The sequence below is a fragment of the Microterricola viridarii genome, from assembly GCF_900104895.1.
Lineage (GTDB): Bacteria > Actinomycetota > Actinomycetes > Actinomycetales > Microbacteriaceae > Microterricola > Microterricola viridarii.
Map to the genome: position 1 here is coordinate 3,030,416 of NZ_LT629742.1, position 21,415 is coordinate 3,051,830.

At 69.9% G+C, this 21,415-nt stretch carries 21 protein-coding genes; 9 read left to right on the forward strand and 12 right to left on the reverse strand.

Annotated features, from left to right (window positions below; translation table 11 throughout):
* The first annotated feature begins 30 nt into the window (after window positions 1–30).
* The 5 genes from xseA (at window position 31) to BLT62_RS13945 (ending at window position 4,516) form a co-directional block, all read left to right on the forward strand.
* The gene (gene xseA, locus BLT62_RS13925) at window positions 31–1,266 is read left to right on the forward strand and encodes an exodeoxyribonuclease VII large subunit (RefSeq protein ID WP_407937567.1); all 1,236 of its coding nucleotides are present in this window, start codon (window positions 31–33) and stop codon (window positions 1,264–1,266) included.
* A gap of 114 nt (window positions 1,267–1,380) precedes the next feature.
* Entirely contained in the window at window positions 1,381–1,623 is a 243-nt protein-coding gene (locus BLT62_RS13930; protein ID WP_083364604.1) for an exodeoxyribonuclease VII small subunit, read from the forward strand.
* Window positions 1,620–2,303, forward strand: a complete 684-nt coding sequence (locus tag BLT62_RS13935; RefSeq protein WP_083364605.1) for a DUF4245 domain-containing protein — start codon at window positions 1,620–1,622, stop codon at window positions 2,301–2,303. Before BLT62_RS13930 ends, BLT62_RS13935 begins: the two co-directional genes overlap by 4 nt.
* The gene (locus tag BLT62_RS13940; protein ID WP_197675140.1) at window positions 2,300–2,956 is read left to right on the forward strand and encodes a carbonic anhydrase; all 657 of its coding nucleotides are present in this window, start codon (window positions 2,300–2,302) and stop codon (window positions 2,954–2,956) included. The genes BLT62_RS13935 and BLT62_RS13940 overlap by 4 nt, the downstream gene beginning before the upstream one ends.
* Before the next feature lie 156 nt (window positions 2,957–3,112).
* Window positions 3,113–4,516, forward strand: coding sequence for a class II fumarate hydratase (locus tag BLT62_RS13945; protein WP_083364606.1), 1,404 nt, complete (start codon window positions 3,113–3,115; stop codon window positions 4,514–4,516).
* A gap of 89 nt (window positions 4,517–4,605) precedes the next feature.
* Here the strand turns inward: BLT62_RS13945 and BLT62_RS13950 are convergent, their stop codons facing one another.
* The 4 genes from BLT62_RS13950 to BLT62_RS13965 all read right to left on the reverse strand — a co-directional run bounded on the left by BLT62_RS13950 (window position 4,606) and on the right by BLT62_RS13965 (window position 9,279).
* Complete coding sequence (locus BLT62_RS13950) at window positions 4,606–5,568, reverse strand: hypothetical protein (protein WP_156786363.1); 963 nt, start codon at window positions 5,566–5,568, stop codon at window positions 4,606–4,608.
* A gap of 99 nt (window positions 5,569–5,667) precedes the next feature.
* A complete protein-coding gene (locus tag BLT62_RS13955; protein WP_231919446.1) occupies window positions 5,668–6,966 on the reverse strand; it encodes a PhoH family protein in 1,299 nt (432 codons plus the stop codon).
* Window positions 6,967–7,324: 358 nt separating this feature from the next.
* Window positions 7,325–8,452 carry an aminotransferase class V-fold PLP-dependent enzyme gene (locus BLT62_RS13960; RefSeq protein WP_083364609.1) on the reverse strand — a complete coding sequence of 376 codons (1,128 nt, stop codon included), beginning with the start codon at window positions 8,450–8,452 and terminating at the stop codon, window positions 7,325–7,327.
* A 41-nt stretch (window positions 8,453–8,493) separates the two neighbouring features.
* Complete coding sequence (locus BLT62_RS13965; protein ID WP_083364610.1) at window positions 8,494–9,279, reverse strand: isoprenyl transferase; 786 nt, start codon at window positions 9,277–9,279, stop codon at window positions 8,494–8,496.
* 71 nt (window positions 9,280–9,350) lie between these two features.
* Between BLT62_RS13965 and trhA the strand changes: the two genes are divergently transcribed.
* On the forward strand, window positions 9,351–10,031 hold the full coding sequence (gene trhA / locus BLT62_RS13970) for a PAQR family membrane homeostasis protein TrhA (RefSeq protein WP_083364611.1): 681 nt from the start codon (window positions 9,351–9,353) through the stop codon (window positions 10,029–10,031).
* 178 nt (window positions 10,032–10,209) lie between these two features.
* Here trhA and BLT62_RS13975 read toward each other — a convergent pair whose 3' ends face one another.
* Window positions 10,210–10,494, reverse strand: coding sequence for a hypothetical protein (locus BLT62_RS13975; RefSeq protein ID WP_083364612.1), 285 nt, complete (start codon window positions 10,492–10,494; stop codon window positions 10,210–10,212).
* A gap of 125 nt (window positions 10,495–10,619) precedes the next feature.
* On the opposite strand from BLT62_RS13975, the gene BLT62_RS13980 reads away from it, so the two are divergent.
* Window positions 10,620–11,033, forward strand: coding sequence for a DUF4307 domain-containing protein (locus tag BLT62_RS13980; protein WP_083364613.1), 414 nt, complete (start codon window positions 10,620–10,622; stop codon window positions 11,031–11,033).
* Window positions 11,034–11,152: 119 nt separating this feature from the next.
* Window positions 11,153–11,644, forward strand: coding sequence for a transcription elongation factor GreA (greA, locus tag BLT62_RS13985; protein ID WP_083364614.1), 492 nt, complete (start codon window positions 11,153–11,155; stop codon window positions 11,642–11,644).
* A gap of 83 nt (window positions 11,645–11,727) precedes the next feature.
* On the opposite strand, the gene ilvA is transcribed toward greA, so the two are convergent.
* The 6 genes from ilvA to BLT62_RS14015 are packed head-to-tail and all read right to left on the reverse strand — an operon-like array spanning window position 11,728 to window position 18,295.
* Complete coding sequence (gene ilvA, locus BLT62_RS13990) at window positions 11,728–12,987, reverse strand: threonine ammonia-lyase (RefSeq protein WP_083364615.1); 1,260 nt, start codon at window positions 12,985–12,987, stop codon at window positions 11,728–11,730.
* A complete protein-coding gene (locus BLT62_RS13995) occupies window positions 12,980–14,290 on the reverse strand; it encodes an AI-2E family transporter (RefSeq protein WP_083364616.1) in 1,311 nt (436 codons plus the stop codon). Before BLT62_RS13995 ends, ilvA begins: the two co-directional genes overlap by 8 nt.
* 9 nt (window positions 14,291–14,299) lie before the next feature.
* Window positions 14,300–15,361 (reverse strand): ABC transporter ATP-binding protein, encoded by a 1,062-nt coding sequence (locus tag BLT62_RS14000; RefSeq protein ID WP_231919204.1) that lies wholly within the window; start codon window positions 15,359–15,361, stop codon window positions 14,300–14,302.
* 17 nt (window positions 15,362–15,378) lie between these two features.
* The gene (locus BLT62_RS14005; protein ID WP_083364618.1) at window positions 15,379–16,197 is read right to left on the reverse strand and encodes an ABC transporter permease; all 819 of its coding nucleotides are present in this window, start codon (window positions 16,195–16,197) and stop codon (window positions 15,379–15,381) included.
* A gap of 8 nt (window positions 16,198–16,205) precedes the next feature.
* Window positions 16,206–17,135 carry an ABC transporter permease gene (locus tag BLT62_RS14010; RefSeq protein WP_083364619.1) on the reverse strand — a complete coding sequence of 310 codons (930 nt, stop codon included), beginning with the start codon at window positions 17,133–17,135 and terminating at the stop codon, window positions 16,206–16,208.
* A 53-nt stretch (window positions 17,136–17,188) separates the two neighbouring features.
* On the reverse strand, window positions 17,189–18,295 hold the full coding sequence (locus tag BLT62_RS14015) for an ABC transporter substrate-binding protein (RefSeq protein ID WP_269457784.1): 1,107 nt from the start codon (window positions 18,293–18,295) through the stop codon (window positions 17,189–17,191).
* Window positions 18,296–18,549: 254 nt separating this feature from the next.
* On the opposite strand from BLT62_RS14015, the gene BLT62_RS14020 reads away from it, so the two are divergent.
* Entirely contained in the window at window positions 18,550–19,746 is a 1,197-nt protein-coding gene (locus BLT62_RS14020) for a winged helix-turn-helix domain-containing protein (protein WP_083364621.1), read from the forward strand.
* A gap of 204 nt (window positions 19,747–19,950) precedes the next feature.
* On the opposite strand, the gene BLT62_RS14025 is transcribed toward BLT62_RS14020, so the two are convergent.
* Window positions 19,951–21,375 (reverse strand): NAD(P)/FAD-dependent oxidoreductase, encoded by a 1,425-nt coding sequence (locus tag BLT62_RS14025; RefSeq protein WP_083364622.1) that lies wholly within the window; start codon window positions 21,373–21,375, stop codon window positions 19,951–19,953.
* Window positions 21,376–21,415: the final 40 nt, after the last annotated feature.

Genomic DNA, 21,415 nt, shown 5'->3' on the forward strand with positions numbered 1-21,415 from the left:
CGCCCCGGCGCCGCACCGGCCGGCGACATTCTGGAGGAAACCCGCGTGAGCGACGCAACACCCACCCTCGAGGCGCCCTGGCCGGTTGCCGTGCTGTCGCAGAAGATCCGCGGCTACATCGAGCGGCTCGGCACTGCCTGGGTCGAGGGTGAGATCACCCAGTGGGGCGTCTCCGGCGGCAACGTCTACGGCAAGCTGAAAGACCTCGGCGAGGACGCTACGGTCAGCTTCACCGTCTGGTCGTCGGTGCGCGCGAAACTCGACGGCGACTTCAAGCAGGGCGACCGCGTGATCGCCCTCGTCAAGCCGAACTACTGGGTGAAGGGCGGCACGCTCACCATGCAGGTGTTCGAGCTGCGCCACGTCGGTCTCGGCGACCTGCTCGAACGGCTGGAGCGCCTGCGCAAGCAGCTCGCCTCCGAGGGGCTCTTCGACCCGGCCCGCAAGAAGCCGCTGCCGTTCCTGCCGCACTGCATCGGCCTGATCACCGGCAAGGACTCGGATGCCGAGAAAGACGTCATCCGCAATGCCCAGCTCCGCTGGCCCGCCGTGAACTTCCGGGTGGTGCACGCCGCGGTGCAGGGCGACCGCACCGTCGGCGAGGTGTCGGCTGCGATCGAGCGGCTGGACGCCGACCCCGAGGTCGACGTGATCATCATCGCCCGCGGCGGCGGCGACTTCCAGAACCTGCTCGGCTTCAGCGACGAGCGGGTCGTCCGCGCTGCGGCCGCCGCCCGCACCCCCATCGTCAGCGCGATTGGGCACGAGGCCGACCGGCCGCTGCTCGACGACGTCGCCGACCTGCGCGCCTCGACCCCGACCGACGCCGCGAAGCGGGTGGTTCCGGACGTCGCCGAGGAGCTCTCCCGGGTGCAGCAGGCCCGCGCCCGCATCGGCAGCCGCCTCACCGGCATCCTCTCCGCCGAGATCGACCGGATCGCCCAGCTGCGCAGCCGCCCCGTGCTGGCCGACTCGGCCTGGATCATCGAGTCCCGCAGCCAGGACCTCACCCGCTACGTCGCCCGCGGCGCCGAGCTGGTCGAGCGCAGCATCGAGCGGGCCGGCAACCAGACCGCGGAGCTGCGCGCGCAGCTGCGCGCACTCTCGCCGCAGGCCACCCTCGACCGCGGCTACGCCATCGCGCAGCTGCCCGACGGCAACGTGCTGCGCGCCGCCGACCAGGCCCCGGCCGGCACCGCGCTGCGCATCACCGTCGCCGACGGCAGCATCACGGCCGAGTCCACCGGGCCGGCCGCGAAGCGCTGACGGCCGGGCTCCGAACGACGGGTGTCGTGCCCCGGGGCCCCAGCAGCGGCGGGGGCCAGACGGCGGGATCGGGTTCCGAACCGCGCTGTCGGCCAAGCCGCATAGAATCGAGGCATGCCCACGAACGACGACCGCGCTGAACTGAGCCTCGCAGACCTGAGCTACGAGCAGGCCCGCGACGAACTGATTCGGGTGGTGAGCGAGCTCGAGCAGGGCTCCTCCACGCTGGAGCAGTCCCTCGCCCTCTGGGAGCGCGGTGAGGCGTTGGCCCGCCGCTGCGAGGAGTGGCTGATCGGGGCCAAGGAGCGCCTGGACGCCGCGAGGGCCGGGGCAGAAGCCGCGGCATCCGCCGAATGAGCACCCCGACGGTGAACCCGCCCCAGCAGAACAAGGCCAAGGCCCCGCGCGTCGTCGCGGAGCTCGGTCGCCCGGAGACCCCAGAGGAGACCGCGGCCCGCAAGGCCGAGAACTCGCGCAAGCACCGCGCCAAGCAGACCATCAACAACCTGGTGCTCTCGCTTGCGGCCACGCTCGGCCTCGTCATCGTGATCGTGCTGATCGTTCCGCGCAGCGACAAGCCGATCGAGCGCGCCGTGGACTGGTCCTCCGTGGCCGCCGAGCTGCAGCCGACCGTCGACGTGACGCTGGTTGACCCGGCGCTGCCCGCCGGCTGGACCGCGAACTCCACCGAGCTCAGCACCGACAAGGCCGGCATCACCAGCTGGTACATCGCTCTGATCAGCCCCGAGAAGCAGTACCTCGGCATCCACCAGGGCATCGACACCGACGCCAGCTGGCTCGCCGCCAAGCTGGACGGCAACTCCCCGGTGTCGACCGCCGTGATCGACGGCGTCAGCTGGGACGTGTACTCAAACCCGAAACCCGCCGACGAGCGCGGACTGTTCCACTACGCCCTCGTGACCGAGGCCGGGCCGAGCACGATCGTGCTGCTCGGCGAGGCAGGCCCCGAGGTGTTCGATTCCGTTGCAACAGAACTGGCCCCCGATGTGCGGGCCGCCCAGGAGGATGCTCGATGAGCGCAGGCCACACGACCGCAACACCCAGCACCACCCCCGCCCAGGCTTGGGCGGAGATGCGTGCGGGCAACGAGCGATTCGTGGCCGGCAAGCCGCTGCACCCGCACCAGGACGTCGACAGCCGGCGCTCGCTCGCCGGCGCGCAGGGCCCGCGCGCCGCGCTGTTCGGCTGCGCCGACTCGCGTCTGGCCGCCGAGATCATCTTCGACGTTGGCCTCGGCGACCTCTTCGTCGTGCGCAACGCCGGCCAGGTGATCGGATCCTCGATCATCGGCTCGCTCGAGTACGCGGTCGGCGTGCTGCACGTGCCGCTCATCGTCGTGCTCGGCCACGACTCCTGCGGCGCCGTCCAGGCCGCCATCGAGTCCAAGCTTCCGGATGCCGCGCCGCTGCCGCACTTCATCGACAAGCTCGTACAGAAGATCGTGCCCGCCGTGGAGCGGGTCACCGGCGGCCGCGAGATCGCCAACGCCAGCCAGGTGGATGCCGGCTTCGTCGGCCGCGAACACCTGCGCGACACCGTGTCGGAGCTGCTCGCGTCATCCGAGATGATCAGCGACGCCGTCGCGGCGGGCACCCTCGCCGTCGTCGGCGCCAACTACCGCCTCTTTGAGGGCCGGGCCGAGACCGACGCCGTCGTCGGCGTCGTCTGAGCCGCCCCCACCACTTCTTCACTTCGAACAGCAACACTTCGAACAGCAACACTTCGAACAGCAACACTTCGAACAGCAACACTTCGATCAGCAACACTTCGAACAGCAACACCGAGACCGGACTCCCCAGTCTCAGAACACACCGAAAGGGCAACCGTGAGCAATTCAGCTGACGCGGAATTCCGCATCGAACACGACACCATGGGCGAGGTGCGCGTGCCCGTCAACGCGCTGTACAGTGCGCAGACGCAGCGTGCCGTTGAGAACTTCCCGATCTCGGGGTCGACGCTGGAGTCGGCCCAGATCGTGGCGCTGGCGCGCATCAAGAAGGCTGCCGCGCAGGCGAATGCGAAGCTCGGCCGCCTGGACCAGGGCATCGCCGACGCCATCGCCTCGGCCGCCGACGAGATCATCGGGGGCGCACACCTCGAGCAGTTCCCGATCGACGTCTACCAGACCGGGTCCGGCACGTCGACGAACATGAACATGAACGAGGTGCTCGCGAGCCTCGCCACGGCGCGCCTCGGCAGCCCGGTTCACCCCAACGACCACGTGAACGCCTCGCAGTCCTCCAACGACGTGTTCCCGACCTCCGTGCACATCGCTGTGACCGGCGCGCTCATCGACGAGCTGATCCCCTCCCTCGACCACCTCGCCGTGGCCCTCGAGGCGAAGGCCGTGCTGTGGGCGGATGCCGTCAAGGCCGGCCGCACGCACCTGATGGACGCCACCCCCGTCACCCTCGGCCAGGAGTTCGGCGGTTACGCCCGCCAGATGCGCCTCGGCATCGAGCGTGTGCGCTCGGCCCTCCCCCGCGTCGCCGAGGTGCCGCTCGGCGGCACCGCCGTCGGCACCGGCATCAACACCCCGCTCGGCTTCCCGCAGCTGGTGCTCGAGCTGCTCACCGCCGAGACCGAGCTGCCGATCACCGAGGCGAAGGACCACTTCGAGGCCCAGGCCAACCGCGACGGCCTCGTCGACGCCTCCGGCGCCCTGCGCACCATCGCCGTGAGCCTGACCAAGATCTGCAACGACATCCGCTGGATGGGCTCTGGCCCGAACACCGGCTTCGGCGAGCTGCACATCCCCGACCTGCAGCCGGGCTCCTCGATCATGCCGGGCAAGGTCAACCCCGTCATCCCCGAGGCCGTCCTCATGGTCTGCTCGCGCGTGATCGGCAACGACGCGGCGATCGCGTGGGGCGGCGCGTCCGGCTCCTTCGAGCTCAACGTGCAGATCCCCGTCATGGGCACCGCCCTGCTCGAGTCGATCCGCCTGCTTGGCAACTCCGCGCGCGTGCTCGCCGACAAGACCATCGACGGTCTCGAGGCCAACCTCGAGCGCGCCGCGGCCCTCGCCGGCATGTCGCCGTCGATCGTCACCCCGCTGAACAAGATCATCGGCTACGAAGAGGCCGCCAAGATCGCGAAGTACTCGGTCAAGCAGGGCGTCACCGTGCGCGAGGCCGTCATCGAGATGGGCTACGTCGAGAAGGGCGCGATCACCCTCGAGCAGCTCGACGCCTCGCTCGACCTGCTGAGCATGACGCACCCCGGCTAGGCAGCCGGACCGCAGCCGCAGCACCCAGCGCCGCCCCACGCACCCGCGTGGGGCGGCGCTTCTGCGTGGGCTGCGTGGCTGCCGGCCCGTCAGGCGACGGATGCGGCGGGCACCGGCATCCGCCGGGGTCCGGGCACCAGCGCGATCAGCACGGCCGCGACGAAGGCCAGCGCGCCGACGGCCGAGAGCGCCTGACCCTGCCACGAGCGGCCGCCGGCGTAGGGCGGGATCGTGTCGGAGATGCTCATGCCGAGCGAGAAGCCCGACCAGCCCTGGAAGAAGATGATGACGGCGCCGAGCAGCAGGGCGGAGACCGTGACGCGGCGCGGGGTGAGCAGCACGTTCAGGGCACGTGCGAAGCGGCCGCGCAGCAGGCAGAGCACGAGCAGGGCCACGACGGCCACGCCCCAGAACACCAGCCAGACCAGCGCCATCGCGATGCCCGAGGAGCGATCCGCAGGGCTGAGCAGCGCGTAGATCTCATCGATCTCGTAGCCGGGGGCCAGCGCCAGCGGGCTCAGCACCAGCGTCTCGTAGCCGCCGAAGGCGAGGAGGCCGGCGAGGCCAGCGAAGGCGATCCGCCCGGCGCGCGCCCGCGTGCCCGAATCGGTGGGGGCCGGCGCGGCGCGCGCCGGCAGCTCGACGCGCGCGAGCCCGCGGGCGAAGCCGATGAGGGCGAGGATGGCGCCGACGGTGGCCAGCACGAGCAGCACCGGAATCGAGGTGGCGAGGACGCCGTTCCGGTACACCCAGTCCGTCCCGGGCAGCATCGTCGCGAGCGCGGCCGGCACGATGACGCCGAGCAGCCCGAGCGCGACCAGCGCGGTGCCGACCGTCGCCAGGCGATTCGCGCCGCGCGCCGCGGCAATGAGCAGCAGGAACCCGAGCGCCAAAGCCGCCAGGCTCAGCCCACCGGAACCGGCGACGAGCAGGGCAAGCGGGCTGCCGGGCTCGGCGTTCAGGGTTCCCGTCACCCAGAGCGTCGCCAGCACGACCGGAGCGCTGACGACGAGCGCCAGCCCCCAACGCATGCGCCGCATCGTCCGATCCATGCGCACACTCTAGTGACATCCGGCGCCGAGACTGCGCGACGTGCCGTTCGGAGGCACCTGAACGACAAGTCGCGCAGTCTCGATGAGCGGACGGGGAGGTCAGGCGAGCTCGTTGGACTCCAGCATCTCGGTGACGAGGGCGGCGATCGCCGAGCGCTCCGAGCGGGTGAGCGTGACGTGCGCGAACAGCGGGTGCCCCTTGAGCGTCTCGATCACGCTGGCGACGCCGTCGTGCCGGCCGACGCGGAGGTTGTCGCGCTGGGCGACATCGTGGGTGAGCACCACCCTCGAGTGCTGCCCGATCCGACTGAGCACCGTGAGCAGCACATTGCGCTCGAGCGACTGTGCCTCGTCGACGATCACGAAGGCGTCGTGCAGGCTGCGCCCGCGGATGTGGGTGAGCGGCAGCACCTCGAGGATGCCGCGGTCCAGCACCTCCTCGAGCACGTTGTCGGAGACGAGGGCGCCGAGGGTGTCGAAGACGGCCTGCGCCCACGGGTTCATCTTCTCGGTGGCGTCGCCGGGCAGGTAGCCGAGCTCCTGACCGCCGACCGCGTAGAGCGGCCGGAACACCATGATCTTCTTGTGCTGCTGGCGCTCCAGCACCGCCTCGAGGCCGGCGCAGAGCGCGAGCGCCGACTTGCCTGTTCCCGCGCTGCCGCCGAGGGAGAGGATACCGATCTCCGGGTCGAGCAGCAGGTCGATCGCGAGGCGCTGCTCCGCCGAGCGGCCGTGCAGCCCGAACACGTCGCGGTCGCCGCGCACCAGCTTGAACTCACCACGCGCGGTCACGCGACCGAGCGCGCTGCCCCGCTCGGAGTGCACGACCAGCCCCGTGTTCACCGGCATATCCTGCACGAGTCGCGTCTGCATCCGTTCGTTCTCGTACAGCGCGGCCATCTGCTCGCCGTTCAGCGTGATCTCGTCCATGCCGGTCCACCCGGAGTCCACGGCGAGCTCGTGCTTGTACTCCTCGGCGGCGAGGCCGATCGAGGCCGCCTTCACACGCAGCGGCAGGTCTTTGGAGACCACCGTGACGGCCAGCCCGTCGTTGGCGAGGTTCAGCGCCACCGCCAGGATCCGCGTGTCGTTGTCGTTCAGCTGCAGGCCGCTCGGCAGCACGCCCTGGTTGGAGTGGTTGAGCTCGACCCGCAGGGTGCCGCCGTCGCCAACGGGGATCGGGAAGTCCAGGCGCTCGTGTTTGATGCGCAGGTCGTCGAGGTTGCGCAGCGCGCGTCTGGCGAAGTAGCCGATCTCCGGGTCGTTGCGCTTCGATTCCAGCTCGGTGATGACGACGACCGGCAGCACGACGGCATGCTCGGCGAAGCGGAACATCGACGAGGGGTCAGACAACAAAACCGAGGTGTCTAAGACGTAGACACGCTCGGTTTGTTTGATCTCCCGCGGCCCGGATTCCCCGGCCCGCGGTTCCCGTTCCGGGCTTGCCTGCCCCGACCCTCGATTGCCCCTAGACGGCTGACCAACTGTGACCACAACCACTCCCGCCTCGGCATTTCTGCCCAGTGTTGCGATTCGGCCACGTGGTTTCGAGTCGAACTTATGTGGCCGTCTCGATCAGGCGCTCGCCTGATGCACCTGACGCTACGACCGCGGGCGGCGGCGTGCACTGCGACACGCCACCGTGCAGGCAATATTTACCGAACGGATGCCGAGCACACAGCCGGGTGGCCGCGGTGTCGGCTTCGGTCGCAGGATCCATCTCACCGACGGGACTGCGGCGGGACGCCGGAGCTCGTCAGTAGGTGGCAGCGCTCGCGTAGGAGGTGAAGGCGCCCCGCACCATGTCGACGGTTTCTTCCTCCAGCACGGCGTGCACGCTGAGCCGCACCGAGCCCTCGCGCACGGTCGCGGTCACGCCGTGGTTGAACAGCGAGGCGCTGAGCAGTGTGAGGTGCTCGCGCGGCGGCTCGAGCACGAGGATGCCGGCCCGCTCCCGCTCGTTGCGCGAGCTGGCGACGGGGATGGCGAACTCGTCGGCCAGGTCGATCATGCGCGAGCCGTTGGCGGCGACGGCCGCCTGGATCTGGCCGACACCGACCGCGGCGATCTCCTCGAGGGCGGCAGCCAGCCGGGCCTCGGCGATGCCGTCCGGGTTGGAGGTGCGGAACGCCCGGGCCCCGGCGCTCGGCGGCGGGGTCGGGATCGTGTCCCATATCTCGTCCTCGTCGGTGCCGGTGAACCCGGAGAAGACCGGCGTCAGGCGGGCGAGGGCCCGCTCGCTGAGCGCCATCACACCCGTGCCCCAGCCGGCGCGGCACCACTTCTGGCCACCGCTGACGACGACATCCGCCAGTTCGTAGGGGGCGTCCACGACGCCGAAGCCCTGGATGGCGTCGACGATGAGCAGCCGGTCGCCGATCACCTGGCGGATGCCCTCGAGGTCGGCCAGGTAGCCGGTGCGCGAGTCGACCAGGCTCAGCGCGACGGCGGCCGTGCCGGCGCCGAGCTGCGCCTTGACCTGGCCGGGCGTGACTGTCCCGTGGTCGGTGCTCAGCCACTGCGGCTTCGCCACGTGCAGCGCCTCGTGTGCGCGGGAGGCGGCGATCGGCAGGCTGGGGAACTCCCCCGGCGAGAGCAGAACGTCGCCGGTCAGGCCGAACATGGCGTGCAGCAGCCCGGTCGTGGTGTTCGGGATCGCGACGATCTGCTCGGCCGGCTGGCCGAGCAGCGTGCCGGCCGCGGCGCGCAGGCGCTCATCTTGGTCGAGGATCCCCTGCAGGCTGCCGAAACGCGCGCGGCCGAGGGTCTCGATGAGCCCGGTCGATTCCGCGGACGCCGCGGCGGAGATCGGCCCGATGCGGCCGTAGTCGAGGTAGCCGGGCTCTTCGCCGAAACCGGCGGTGTAGTCATCCCAGGTGGTCATTGTTTCCTTTCGGCGGCCTCGGGTGGGCGCGCCTGGTCGAGCTATCCGCCGAAGCGGCGGTTGCGCTTCGCGTAGTCACGCAGGGCGCGGAGGAAGTCCACCTGGCGCAGGTCCGGGCCGAGCGCCTCGACGAAGTAGAACTCGCTGTGCGCGCTCTGCCAGAGCATGAAGTCGCTGAGTCGTTGTTCGCCGGAGGTGCGGATGACGAGATCGGGGTCGGGCTGGCCACCGGTGTAGAGGTGCTCGCCGATCAGATCGGGGGTGAGCCGCTCGGCGAGGTCTTCGAGGCTGCCGCCGCCGGCGTGGTGATCGGCGACGATGCTGCGCATGGCATCCGTGATCTCCTTGCGCCCGCCGTAGCCGACCGCGAGGTTCACGTGCAGGCCGGTCTTGTTCATGGTGCGGGTCTCGGCCGCGCCGAGCGCCGCGACGAGCGGCTCGGGCAGGCCGGCGGTGGAGCCGACGTGCTGCACCCGCCAGTCCCGGTAGCGGGAGAGGTCGTCGGCGAGCTCGGCGATGATCTCGATCAGCGCGGCGAGCTCATCGGAGGAGCGATTCGTGAGGTTGTCGCTGGAGAGCAGGTAGAGCGTGACCGTGGAGATACCCAGGTCGTCGCACCACTCCAGGAACTCGCGCATCTTCGCCGCGCCGGCCCGATGGCCGTGGGCGGCGGTGTCGTAACCGAGTTGTTTGGCCCAGCGACGGTTGCCGTCGATGATCATGGCGACGTGGCGTGGAAGGGTCTCCGCAGTGAGCCCCCGCCGTAGCCGGTTCTGGTAGAGGCCGTAGAGGATACCCCGGCCCAATGATTCATCGCGCGTGTGCACAGAATTACGTTAGTGCACTCCCCTGCAGACACCCACATTTCTCGCGCTGATGTGTGTCGTATCCTGAGCACATGGCACTGCATGATCCCGCTGTGGACAGCCCCGTCGACGTCAAGCCGCTCTGGCGCGGGTGGATTCATGCCGGCACCTTCCCGGTGACGATCGCAGCCGGAATCGTGCTCATCTCCCTCGCCCAGGGCGCCCCGGCAAAGTGGGCGAGCGCCGTGTTCATGCTCACGTCGATGCTGCTGTTCGGCAACTCGGCGCTCTACCACCGCTTCAACTGGAAGCCGCGCACCAAGATGCTGCTCAAGCGCATCGACCACGCGAACATCTTCCTGCTGATCGCAGGCACCTACACACCGCTGGCCGTGCTCGCTCTGCCGCCGGAGAAGGGCTTGGTGCTGCTCGCCGTCGTCTGGGGCGGCGCGCTTCTCGGCATCTGCTTCCGCGTGTTCTGGATCAACGCCCCGCGCTGGCTCTACGTGGTCACCTACCTGGCGCTCGGCTGGGCGGCCGTCATGTACCTCGGCGACCTGCTCGCGGTGAGCGTGGCGATGATGGTGCTCGTGGCGGTCGGCGGGCTGCTCTACAGTGCGGGCGCCGTCGTCTACGCGCTGAAGAAGCCCAACCCGATTCCCGGGGTGTTCGGATTCCACGAGATCTTCCACGCGTGCACGGTGCTCGCGTTCCTCTGCCACTGGGTGGCGATGCTGATCATCGTGTTGCACCCGGCCTACCACGCCGGCTAGTGGCGCCTGGCCCGGGAGCTGACCTGATCGGGTGCTACGCCACTTCCGTGGGAATCGCGCCAGCTCAACTGGCGCTGTTCCGGTTCAACTGGCGCAGTTGCCCCGCGTGCCGATCGGCTTCGGTCGCTGGAGCTCCCTCGAGCCAACGGGGAGCGCGGAACGCGCGCCGGCGGGTTGGCTACTTGTCGTCGGGGGCGGATGCCGCAGTGCCGCCGTCGGTCGCTCCGGTCGCTCCGGCCTCGCGCTCGGCCAGCTCGGCCTCGAGTCGGGCGCTGATCTCGGCCTTGTAGTTGGTGCGGCGGATGCGGCGCACCATGTCGAAGCCGATGCCGACAACGGCGAGGGCGATCACCGCGGTGGCCACGAAGCCCCAGATTCCGGGGGTCACGGTGTCCGGATCGAACTCCTTGTCGCCCGTCGCCAGTGCGAAGCGCGTCGAGAGCTCCAGAATCGTCGTGTACACGTGCGGAACTCCTCAGGATTGCCGGATAGCCTTAGACAAGCTTAAGCCACGTCGAGGCCGGGCTGTGCCCACCGGCCAGCCCCGTGCCGCGCCACAGAATTCCCGCCGATCAGGAGCCCCGCAGCATGAGCACCGCCAACGCCCAGCCGGCCGATCTCGATCAGCGCTACGGCCGCAGCCCACGCAAGGGTCGCCGCGACCGCCTGACGCTGATCATCTCGGCCGCGATGTTCGCCGTCGTGCTCGTCGCCTGGGTGGTCTGGGCCGGCCTGGACGGCAGCAAGCCGATGGTCGAGGCCCGGGATGTCGCCCACACCGTGATCGACGACCAGACCGTCCGGGTCGACTACGAGGTGTCGATGCCGATCGGCGAGAGCGCCACCTGCGCGGTGCAGGCCCTCAACGAGGACTTTGCCGTCGTCGGCTGGAAGATCGTCGACGTACCGGCATCCGACCGCTTCACCCAGGCATTCAGCGACACCGTGCGCACCGCCCTCCCGGCCAACACAGGGTTGATTTTCGGCTGCTGGCTCGCCTAAAATAAGGGTTTCGCCCCGGCTGACCAGTCGGGGCGTCAGCTTTACCCCGCGCACTATCACGAGCAACATTTCTGGCGATGCCCGGACTCCGTCCGCATCGCTCAATCCAAGGAGAAGCGATGGCATCCGACACGAGCGTTACGTGGCTGACACAGGAGGCCTTCGACCGCCTGAGCGCCGAGCTCGAGGCTCTCTCGACCACCGGCCGCGTCGAGATCGCCTCCAAGATTGAGTCTGCGCGCGAAGAGGGCGACCTCAAGGAGAACAGCGGCTACCACGCCGCCAAGGACGAGCAGGGCAAGCAGGAGGCCCGCATCCGCCAGCTCAAGGATCTGCTCAAGCGCGCCGAGGTCGGCGACGCCCCCGAGAGCAAGGGCATCGTCGAGACCGGCACCGTGATCACCGCCGTGATCGCCGGCGACGAGACGGTGTTCCTGATCGGCGACCGCGAGATCGCCGGCGACAGCGACTACGACGTGTACAGCCCGCAGAGCCCCCTCGGCGAGGCCATCCTCGGCCTCAAGGTCGGCGCGAGCACCAGCTACACGGCCCCGAATGGCAAGCAGATCGCCGTCGTGATCAACAACGTCGAGACCTGGTCCGGCCAGTAACGACCCGCACACGCGCAGAGCGCTGGGCGCCACCCCTCGGGGCGGCGCCCAGCGCTCTTCTCGTGTAACGGCTGCCGGAGCGGCTAGTTGCGGCGCTTGTCGAGCTTGGGCTCGTAGCCCTCCGCGCGGAGGGCCGCGACGACCTCTTCGACGTGGGACGGCCCGCGGGTCTCGACGGTGATGTCGAGCTCCACCTCGGTGATCTGCAGGTCGGGGCCGTGCTGGGTGTGCAGCACCTCGATCACGTTGGCGCGCACGCCGGCGAGGATGGCGGCGACGCGGGCGAGCTCGCCCGGGCGGTCCATCAGCATGACGCGCATGGTCAGGTAGCGGTCGGATGCCGCCAGGCCGTGGCTGATCACGCGCTGCATCAGCAGAGGGTCGATGTTGCCGCCGGAGAGGATCGCGACGGTGGTGCCGCTGTTCTTGATCTTGCCGGCCAGCATCGCGGCGACGGAGACGGCGCCGGCGGGCTCGACGACGAGCTTGGCCCGCTCCATCAGCACGAGCAGGGCGCGCGCGGCGTCGTCCTCGCTGACGGTGACGATCTCGTCGACGGCATCCCGGATCATCACGTAGTTCAGCTCACCCGGGCGGTACACGGCGATGCCGTCGGCGATGGTCGGCTTCACCGGGATGTTGACCGGGGTGCCGGCGTCGAGCGAGGCGATGTAGGAGGCGGCGTTCTCGGCCTGCACGCCGATGACCTTCACCTGGCGTCCGCCGGCTGCCGCGTGCTGCTTGAACGCGCTGGCGACGCCGGAGATCAGGCCCCCGCCGCCGATCGGCACGACGACGGTGTCGAGGTCGGGCACCTGCTCGAGCAGCTCGAGCGCGATGGTGCCCTGCCCGGCGACGACGTCGGGGTGGTCGTACGGCGGGATGAAGGTGCCGCCGGTCTCCTCGGCGAAGGCCGCGGCAGCAGCCAGCGTCTCGCCGAAGATCGAGCCGCTCAGCACCACCTCTGCACCGTAGTCGCGGGTGGCCTCGAGCTTGGGCAGCGGCACGTTGGTGGGCATGAAGATCGTCGCCTTGATGCCGAGCTCGCGCGCGCCGAGTGCGACGCCCTGGGCGTGGTTGCCGGCGGATGCCGCGACGACGCCGCGCGCACGCTCCTCTGCGGTGAGCGCGGAGAGCCGGTTGAAGGCGCCGCGGATCTTGTAGGAGCCGGTGCGCTGCAGGTTCTCGCACTTGAGCAGCACCGGCGAGCCGAGCACGTCGGAGAGGAAGCGCGAGGTCTCGACGGGCGTAATCTGAGCGACCGCCGCGACAGTTCCCCGAGCAATCTGCATCTCGGCCAGCGTGGGGCCGATCAGCGTGGAGGTTGTGGCGTTGTCAGTCATTGCGTCGATTCTCTTGCGTGGGGGCGGACGGGGTGGATGTCACGGCGCGGCGGTAGCCGGGCCGGGTCTGTGGGACGGTACTCCAGAGCGGCGCGCTGGGCGCGGGTTGTGGGAGCGGCGGTGTGTTCCGCCAGGCCCCGCTGGAGATGTAGTGCACCATGACGTTGAGCACGGCGGCGACGGGCACGGCGAAGAGCGCGCCGGGGATGCCGGCGAGCATCGAGCCGGCGGCGACGACGAGCACCACGGCCAGCGGGTGCACCTTGACGGCGGTGCCCATGATGAGCGGCTGCAGCACGTGGCCCTCGATCTGCTGCACCAGCAGCACGACGCCGAGCATGGCCAGCGCGATCGGCCAGCCGTTGTAGATCAGGGCGATGGCGACCGCGACAGCGCCGGTGGCGACGGCGCCGACGATCGGGATGAAGGAGCCGAGGAAGACGAGCACGGCGATCGGGATGGCCAGCGGCACCTGCAGCAGGGCCGCGCCCAGCCCGATACCGACGGCGTCGATGGAGGCCACCAGCACCTGCACCTTGACGAAGTTGCCGAGCGTCGTCCAGCCGGCCTTGCCCGCGCCGTCGACGGCCGCACGGGCCCGGCGCGGGAAGATGCGCACGGCCCAGCCCCAGATGCCCTTGCCGTCGATCAGCATGAACAGGGTGGCGAACAGCGCGATCAGCAGGCCGGCGACGAAGTGGCCGAGCGAGGACCCAATGCTCAGCGCACCGCTGATGAAGATCTGGCTGTCCTGCTGGATGGCCTCGATGACCTGTGCCAGGAAGGCGTTGATCTGGGTCTCGGTCAGCTGCAACGGGGAATCCAGCAGAGCCTGCTTGAGCTGCGTGAACGACTCGATGGCTCGCTCGCTCAGCGCGCTCGAGCTGCGTGCGATCTGCGTGATGACGAGCACCATGAGCCCTGCGACGAGAGCCAGAATGCCGACCATCGCCACGGCGATGGAGAGACCGCGCGGCCAGCGGTGGCGGTGCAGGAAGTTCACCAGCGGGCTGAGCAGCGCCGTCAACAACACGGCCACCAGCACCGGGATCACGATCAGCCGCAGTTGGACGATCAGGAAGATGAGAACGGCGATCATGGCGCCGATCAGCAGCAGACGCCACGACCAGGCCGCCCCGAGCCGCACGCCGGTCGGCAGCGACTGCGCGATCTGCTCCTCGCTCGGCAGCGCCTCCGCCGCCGGTGCTGCTGTTACCCCCGCCGAGAGCTGCACGGATTCTTTCCGTTTGGCACGCCACGGAAACCAACGCCCGCCCATGCGTTTACCCGTTGATTCGGTCATTCGCACAGTCTATTGCCGCGTATATGCCGTTTCGGTTGTGGAGCTGCGCGCGACGGCCCGACCGCTCCATCCAATACCGAGGGACTCCCCCGGTTGCGGGTTCTGTCCGACGGAATGCTGCACCACCAGCACGGTCCCGTCGCCGAGCCGCACACTCGTCCGGCGCATCGACCCGAGGAAGCTGGAGGCCAGCACGACAGCGGGGATGCCGGCCGAGGACAGTTCGATGTCCTCCGGCCGCACCAGCACCTCGACGGCGCCCGCGGCATCCGCACTCTCCAGCAGCGGCACCTCGTGCCCGTAGAGGTCGACCATGCCGCCACGGGCGACACCGCGGACGCGGTTGCTCTGCCCGACGAAGCGCGCCACGAACGAGGTGGCCGGGCGGGTGTAGAGCTGTTCCGGCGAGCCGATCTGCTCGATGCCGCCCGCGTTCATCACGGCGACGCGGTCCGAGATCGCCAGCGCCTCTTCCTGGTCGTGGGTGACGAAGACGGTGGTGATGCCGAGGCGCAGCTGGATGCGCCGGATCTCCTCGCGCAGTTGCTCCCGCACCTTCGCGTCGAGGGCCGAGAGCGGCTCGTCGAGCAGCAGCACGCGGGGCTCGGTCACCAGCGCCCGCGCCAGGGCGACCCGCTGCTGCTGGCCGCCGGAGAGCTGGTGCGGGTAGCGCTCGGCATGCGCACCGAGGCCGACCAGCTCCAGCATGGCCAGCGCCCGGCTCTCGGCCTCGCGCGCCCGCATCCGGCGCATCGCCAGCCCGAACATGACGTTCCGCACCGCGCTGAGGTGAGGGAAGAGCGAGTACGACTGGAACACCATGCCGATGTCGCGCTTGTTCGTCGGCTGCCGGGAGACGTCGACGCCGTTGACGAGCACGGCGCCGGAGGTGGCATCCTCGAGGCCGGCCAGTACGCGCAGCGCGGTCGTCTTGCCGCAGCCGGAGGGCCCGAGCAGCGAGACGAGCTCGCCCGGGCCGACGGTGAGGTCGAAGCCGTGCAGTACCTGCTGCTTGCCGTAGCTCTTGGAGACGTCGGAGAACTCGACGGTGCTGCCGGTGTGCGCGTTCATGGGGTCACTTTCTCGGCTCATGAGGGCGGGCGGATGCCGCGGCGCCCGCCGATGGATGCGGTTCGGTCGATCACGAGCAGCAGCGCGAAGGCGAAGCCGAGCGCGAGCAGCGAGAGGATCACGGCCACGTAGGGGTCCTGTTTGTTGACGACGAAGAGCGCCGTCTGCAGGTTGGGTCGGTTCAGCAGCGACGCGATGGTGAACTCGCCGAGCACGACCGCGACGGCGATGAGCAGAGAGGCGAGGATGCCGGTGCGGAGGTTCGGGGCGAGCACGCGCAGCAGCACCGTGCCCCAGCCGGCGCCGAGCGAGCGGGCGGCCTCGGCCAGGGTGGCGATGTCGACGGCGTCGATGTTGGCCTGGATGGCGCGGTAGGCGTAGGGCAGCACGGTGATGCCGTAGGCCAGGGAGAGCGGCCAGATGCCCGTGCCAATGGTGCGGCCGATCACGAGGTAGACCGGGGCCAGGCCGACCACCAGAACGATCGCGGGGATCGAGATGGGCAGCAGGCAGAGGAACTCGAACGGCCGGCGGAGGCGCGGGAACCGCAGGGCGATCAACACCATCGTCGGCAGCACGAGCAGGAGCACGATCGCGGCGGCGCCGACGCAGAGCACCAGCGAGTTGCCGAGCCCGATCCAGATCGGGCTGTAGCTGGCCCGGTTCGCCGGGTCGAACAGCGCGAACCAGTGCACCAGGCTGTGGCCGCCGTCGCCGTCTCGCAGTGTGAACTCCGCCATCGAGACAAGCGGGATGGCGAAGAGCAGGCCGATCACGCCGACGATCATCCGGCTGCCGAGGGCGCCGGGGGCGAGAACGGGCGGACGTTCCCGCATGGCGCCGCTCACTTCTGCCACCGGGCCGCGCGGCCCTGCACGACGGCGTAGGCCCACATCACGAGGCCCATCACGATGATCATACCGAGGGCCAAAGCGCCGGCCAGGTTCTCCCGGCCGAGCACCGTCTCGCTGGTCAGCGCCGCCCGGATCTGCAGCGGCACGATCTGCGAGCCCTGGCTCGCCAGCGCGGCCGCGGTCGCGTAGGAGGAGAAGGCGTTGGCGAAGAGCAGCAGGAAGCTGGCCAGGAACGAGGGGGCGAGCACGGGGAGGGCCACCCGCCGCCAGAAGGCGGCGGGGGTGCCGCCGAGTGTCAGCGTCGCCTCCACCCAGGTGCCCTTCAACGCGGTCAGCGCCGGCATGAACGTGATCACCATGAGCGGCACCTGGAAGTAGATGTAGGGCAGCACCAGCCCGGGCAGGCCGTAGATCCAGGCGCCCTCCGCGAAGATGTCGATGCCCCAGCTGTCGCGCAGCCAGACGGTGACGAGGCCCTGCAGCCCGATCGTCGCGACGAAGGCAAAGGCGAGCATGACGCCGCCGAACTGGGCCAGCACGCCGCTCAGCGCGGCGACCGTCGCACGCACGGAGCCGTCGGCGCGGAATCCGAGCAGCGCGTAGCAGAGCAGGGCGCCCAGCACCGCGCCGAGCACAGCGGTCAGCAGCGAGAGGCTGATCGAGTTGGCGAAGGTGGCGACGATGACCGGCTCCGCGAGGGCGGCCACGTTGTCCAGGGTGAAGCCGCCATCCGAATCGAAGAAGCCGCTGCCGACCGCGAGCACCGTCGGCACGGCGAGGAAGAGCAGCAGGTAGCTGGCGAACGGCAGCAGGCCGAGGATGTCGGCGCGGATGCGGCGCACCCGCGGGGCGGGGGGAACGCGCCGCAGGGGCTGGCCGGACTGGCCAGCCCCGACGGGCGTCGTTGTCAGTAACGACATGCGTGTCTGAGCGTCAGTGAGTCTGAGTGTCAGTGTGCCTGGGTGTCCGCGCGTCAGTTGACGGCCGCGGCCCAGACCTGGCCGAGCAGCGTGCCGGCTGCGGTGCTCTGCTTCTCGGTCGGCACCACGGTGTCGGCCGGGCTGTCCGGGAGGGCGGCGAAGAGCTTCTCGTCGATCGTTCCCGCATCGGCCATGGCGTCGGCGCGCACCGGGCGCGCACCGCCGGCGAGCCAGAGGTTCTGGCCCTCGTCGCTGTAGAGGAACTCCTGCCAGAGGCGGGCAGCGGCGGGGTGCGGGGCGTCCTTGTTGATCGCCTGGTTGTAGTAGCCGGCGTAGCCGGTGCCGGGCAGGATGACGACTTCCCAGTTCTTGTTGTCGGCCTTGTGCGCGGCGTTCAGGTAGTCCCAGTCGAAGACGACGGGGGTCTCACCGGATGCCACGGTGGCGGTGGTCACGTCGACCTTGAGCATGTTGCCCGCGGCGTTGAGCTCGCCGAAGAAGTCGATGCCGGGCTGGAAGTCGTCCAGGGTCCCGTCGCTCTGCACGGTGGCGAGCCCGACGGCAGCGAAGGCGGCGCCGGCCTGGGTCGGGTCGCCGTTGATCGCGACGGCGGCCTTGTAGTCCGCGCCGAGCAGGTCCTGGAGCGCGGCGGGGGCGTCGAACTTGGACGAGTCGTAGCCGATGGACATGTACCCGCCGTAGTCGCCGACGAAGAGGCCGGACGCCTCCTTGAGTGCATCGGGGATGTCACCCCACGTGGCGACCTGGTACGGCGCGAACTGCGCCGTGTTCTGCAGGGCGACGGTGAGGCCGAGGTCGAACACGTCCGGCGCGGTGTCCAGGCCGGCGTTGGTCTTGGCCGCCTGGATCTCCTCGGCGCTGGAGACGTCCGGCGACTGCTCGGTGATGGTGATGCCCGGGTACTTGGCGCTGAAGGCGTCCAGCACGGCGCCGTAGTTGGCCCAGTCGCGCGGCAGGGCGATCACGTTGAGCGCGCCCTCCGCGTTCGCTGCCGCCTCCAGGTCGGCGAGGGTGCCGAAGCTGCTGAGGCTGGTGGCCGTTGCGGCGTCGGCCCCGCCGGCGCCCGCCGTCGAGGTCTCACCGGCACAGGCGGTGAGGGCCAGGGTCAGGGCTGCTGCGGTTGCGATGCCAGCGACCAAAGTGCGCTTGGTAAACACGTGTCCTCCGGTGGGTCGCGGCGGCCGCTCCTGCTGTGTGGGGCGTTGGAACCGTTGCGAGCCTCTGCGAGAGTACGGAGGGCACATTTCCGCTTGGCTGTCGTGGCGTGAACGGCTGGTGAAGCGCGGATGGAGCGCGCGTGCGGGGCGGTTGCTGGGCAGTTTCGGGGCCGTTTCGGTGCCGCAGCCGGGGCGCGGTTCGATGCTGTCGGATGCCGGCGCTAGTGTCGTTTTTCATGGTGAACACTGTCTCTGCGGCATCCTCCCGCCGCATCGCCCTGGCCGCGCAGGGCTTCGCCCGGCCGCGCCCCGCCGCCGTCGGCAAGCGCCAGCTGAACGCGCTGATCGGGCGGATTGGGCTGCTGCAGCTCGACTCGGTCAACGTCTTCGAGCGTTCGCACTACCTGCCGGTGTTCGCCCGGCTGGGCGCGTACGACAAGGCCGCGCTCGACGCGCTGACCTTTGCCCGGGGCGGCGACTACGTCGAGTACTGGGCGCATGAGGCGGCGGTGATCCCCGTGGAGACCTGGCCGCTGCTGCGCTGGCGGATGCAGCACTACCGCGACAAGCACGTCGCCGATCTCTCGGCGTGGGCGCACGCGAACGGCCCCATGATCGACTGGCTGAAGGCGGAGCTCGCCGAGAAGGGGCCGATGCCGGCGAGCGCGATCGAGCACGACGCGAACAAGAGGAGCGGCCCGTGGTGGGGCTGGTCGGACGTGAAGATCGGGCTCGAGGTGCTGTTCCGCTGGGGCGAGCTGGCCTCGGCCGGCCGCACCCGGTTCGAGCGGAACTACGCGCTCCCGGAGCAGGTGCTGCCGGCCTCCGTGATCGAGAAGTCGGTGCCCCGCGCCGAGGCGCAGCGCGAGCTGGTGCGGCATGCGGCCGTGGCGCACGGCATCGGCACCGCCGGCGACTTCGCAGACTACTTCCGGATGGGGCGAGCTGACACGATGGCCGCCGTGCAGTCGCTGGCGGAGGAGGGCGTACTGCTGCCGGTGAGCGTGGAGGGCTGGAAGCAGCCGGCCTGGCTGCACCGGGACGCGCGCGTGCCGCGCCGGGTGGAGGCGGCCGCGCTGCTCTCGCCGTTCGACCCGGTGGTCTGGGACCGCAAGCGCGCGGAGCGACTGTTCGGCTTCCACTACCGGATCGAGATCTACACGCCGGCGCCGCAGCGGGTGTTCGGCTACTACTCGCTGCCGATCCTGCTCGGCGAGAGGGTGGTCGGCCGGATCGATCTGAAGAACGACAGGCAGGCCGGCGTGCTGCGGGTGCAGTCCGCCTGGCACGAGGAGGGCGTCTCCCCCGACATCGCCGCTCAGGTGGCACCGCTGGTGCGCGCCGCCGCCGAGTGGCAGGGACTCACCGACGTGACCGTGAACGACTGGGGCACGCTCGCGCTGCCCCTGGCCGCCGAGCTCGCCCGCGCCTGAGCGCGCCGGCGCGCCCCGATCGGTTGGGCTGCGGGTGTTGGCTTCGGTCGCTGGCGCTCCCTCGAGCCAACGGGAGTACTCGTCGGCTCGAGGGCGCCGCGCCGCGACGAAGGAGCAGCGCAGCGCCCGAAGCCGCGGAGCCAACGAGACCAGCGAGTTGGCTTCGGTCGCAAGCTCCCTCGAGCCAACGGGGGCGGGGGCCCGCTAGGAGTCGAAGCCGAGGCCCAGTGAGTCCAGCGTCTTCAGCAGCAGGTTGCGCTTGCCCTCGCGGTGGTCGGCCCGGTCGAGCGACCAGCGGGTGAGGTTGATGCCGATGGATGCCGCCGGCTCGGGCGGGAAGGGCATGCCGCGCTTCCGCACCATCTCGAGCTCGGTGCGCTCGGTCTTCTCCCCCGCCAGCTTGTCGAGCATGACATCCGCGCCGAAGCGGGCCGAGCCAACGCCGAGGCCGGTGAAGCCGGCGGCATACGCCACCCGCCCCGTGCGCGCCACACCGTAGAACGCGCAGAAACGCGTGCTGGCGTCGATGGCCCCCGCCCAGCGGTGCGTGAACTTCACTCCCTCCAGCTGCGGGAAGGTGGTGAGGAAGTGGGAGGCCAGCTTCTCGAAGCTCTCCGGGCGGTCCTCGTACTCCGTCTTCACCTTGCGTCCGGAGTGGTAGATCGCGTCGTAGCCGCCGAACAGGATCCGGTTGTCGGCGCTCAGCCGGTAGTAGTGGAACTGGTTGGCCATGTCGGCCAGCCCCTGGCGCCGCGTCCAGCCGATGCTCTCCATCTGTGCCTCGCTGAGCGGCTCCGTCATCAGCACGTAGTCATAGACGGGCACGGTCATCAGCGCGTTGCGCTTGAGCAGCGACGGGAACACGTTGGTGGCCAGCGCCACCTGCGGCGCCCGCACGGTGCCGCGGTTGGTGACGAGCTCGATCAGCGCGCCCTCCTCGTCAATGCGTTGAACGGCCGTGTGCTCGTGGATCGTGACGCCGAGCTCGACGCAGACGCGGGCCAGCTCGGCGGCGAGCTTGGCCGGGTGCACCATCGCGCAGCCCTCCTTCTCCCAGTGGCCGGCCAGGAACGTCGGCGACGCGATCTCGGCCTGCATGGCCGCGCTGTCGGCGAACAGGTTCTCGTCGGTGCCGTCGCCGGCGATCCACTCGACCTGGTGCGGCTCCACGGCGACGGCGATCATGCCGGTGCGCTCGAAGTCGCAGTCCATGCCATAGCGGGTGATGGTCTCCTCGATCGCGTCGAGGTTCTCCAGGCCGAGGCGGGTCAGCGTCTCCATCTCGTCCGGCCAGCGGGACTGCCCGTTCTCCTCGCCGTGGGTGAGGCTCGCCTCGCAGAACCCGCCGTTGCGCCCGGATGCCGCCCAGCCGATCGTCTCCGATTCGAGCAGCGTCACGGTGCGCCCCGGTGTGCGCTCCACCGCGCGGAGGGCCGTCCAGAGCCCGGTGTACCCGCCGCCGACGACCACGAGGTCGGCCGCGGCGTCGCCGGCGAGTGCCGGGTATTCCGTGCGCCCCTCTGCGATGTCGTCGAGCCAGAACGGCCGTGCCACAGCGCCCTCCAGCGCCTGCTTGACGGCGGCCCGGGAGGGGGCTGAACGTTCGAATACCGTGCGGTGCGCGGTCACTGTGCATCCTTTTCGTTGTGTGCTTTGTTTTGTGTGCTTC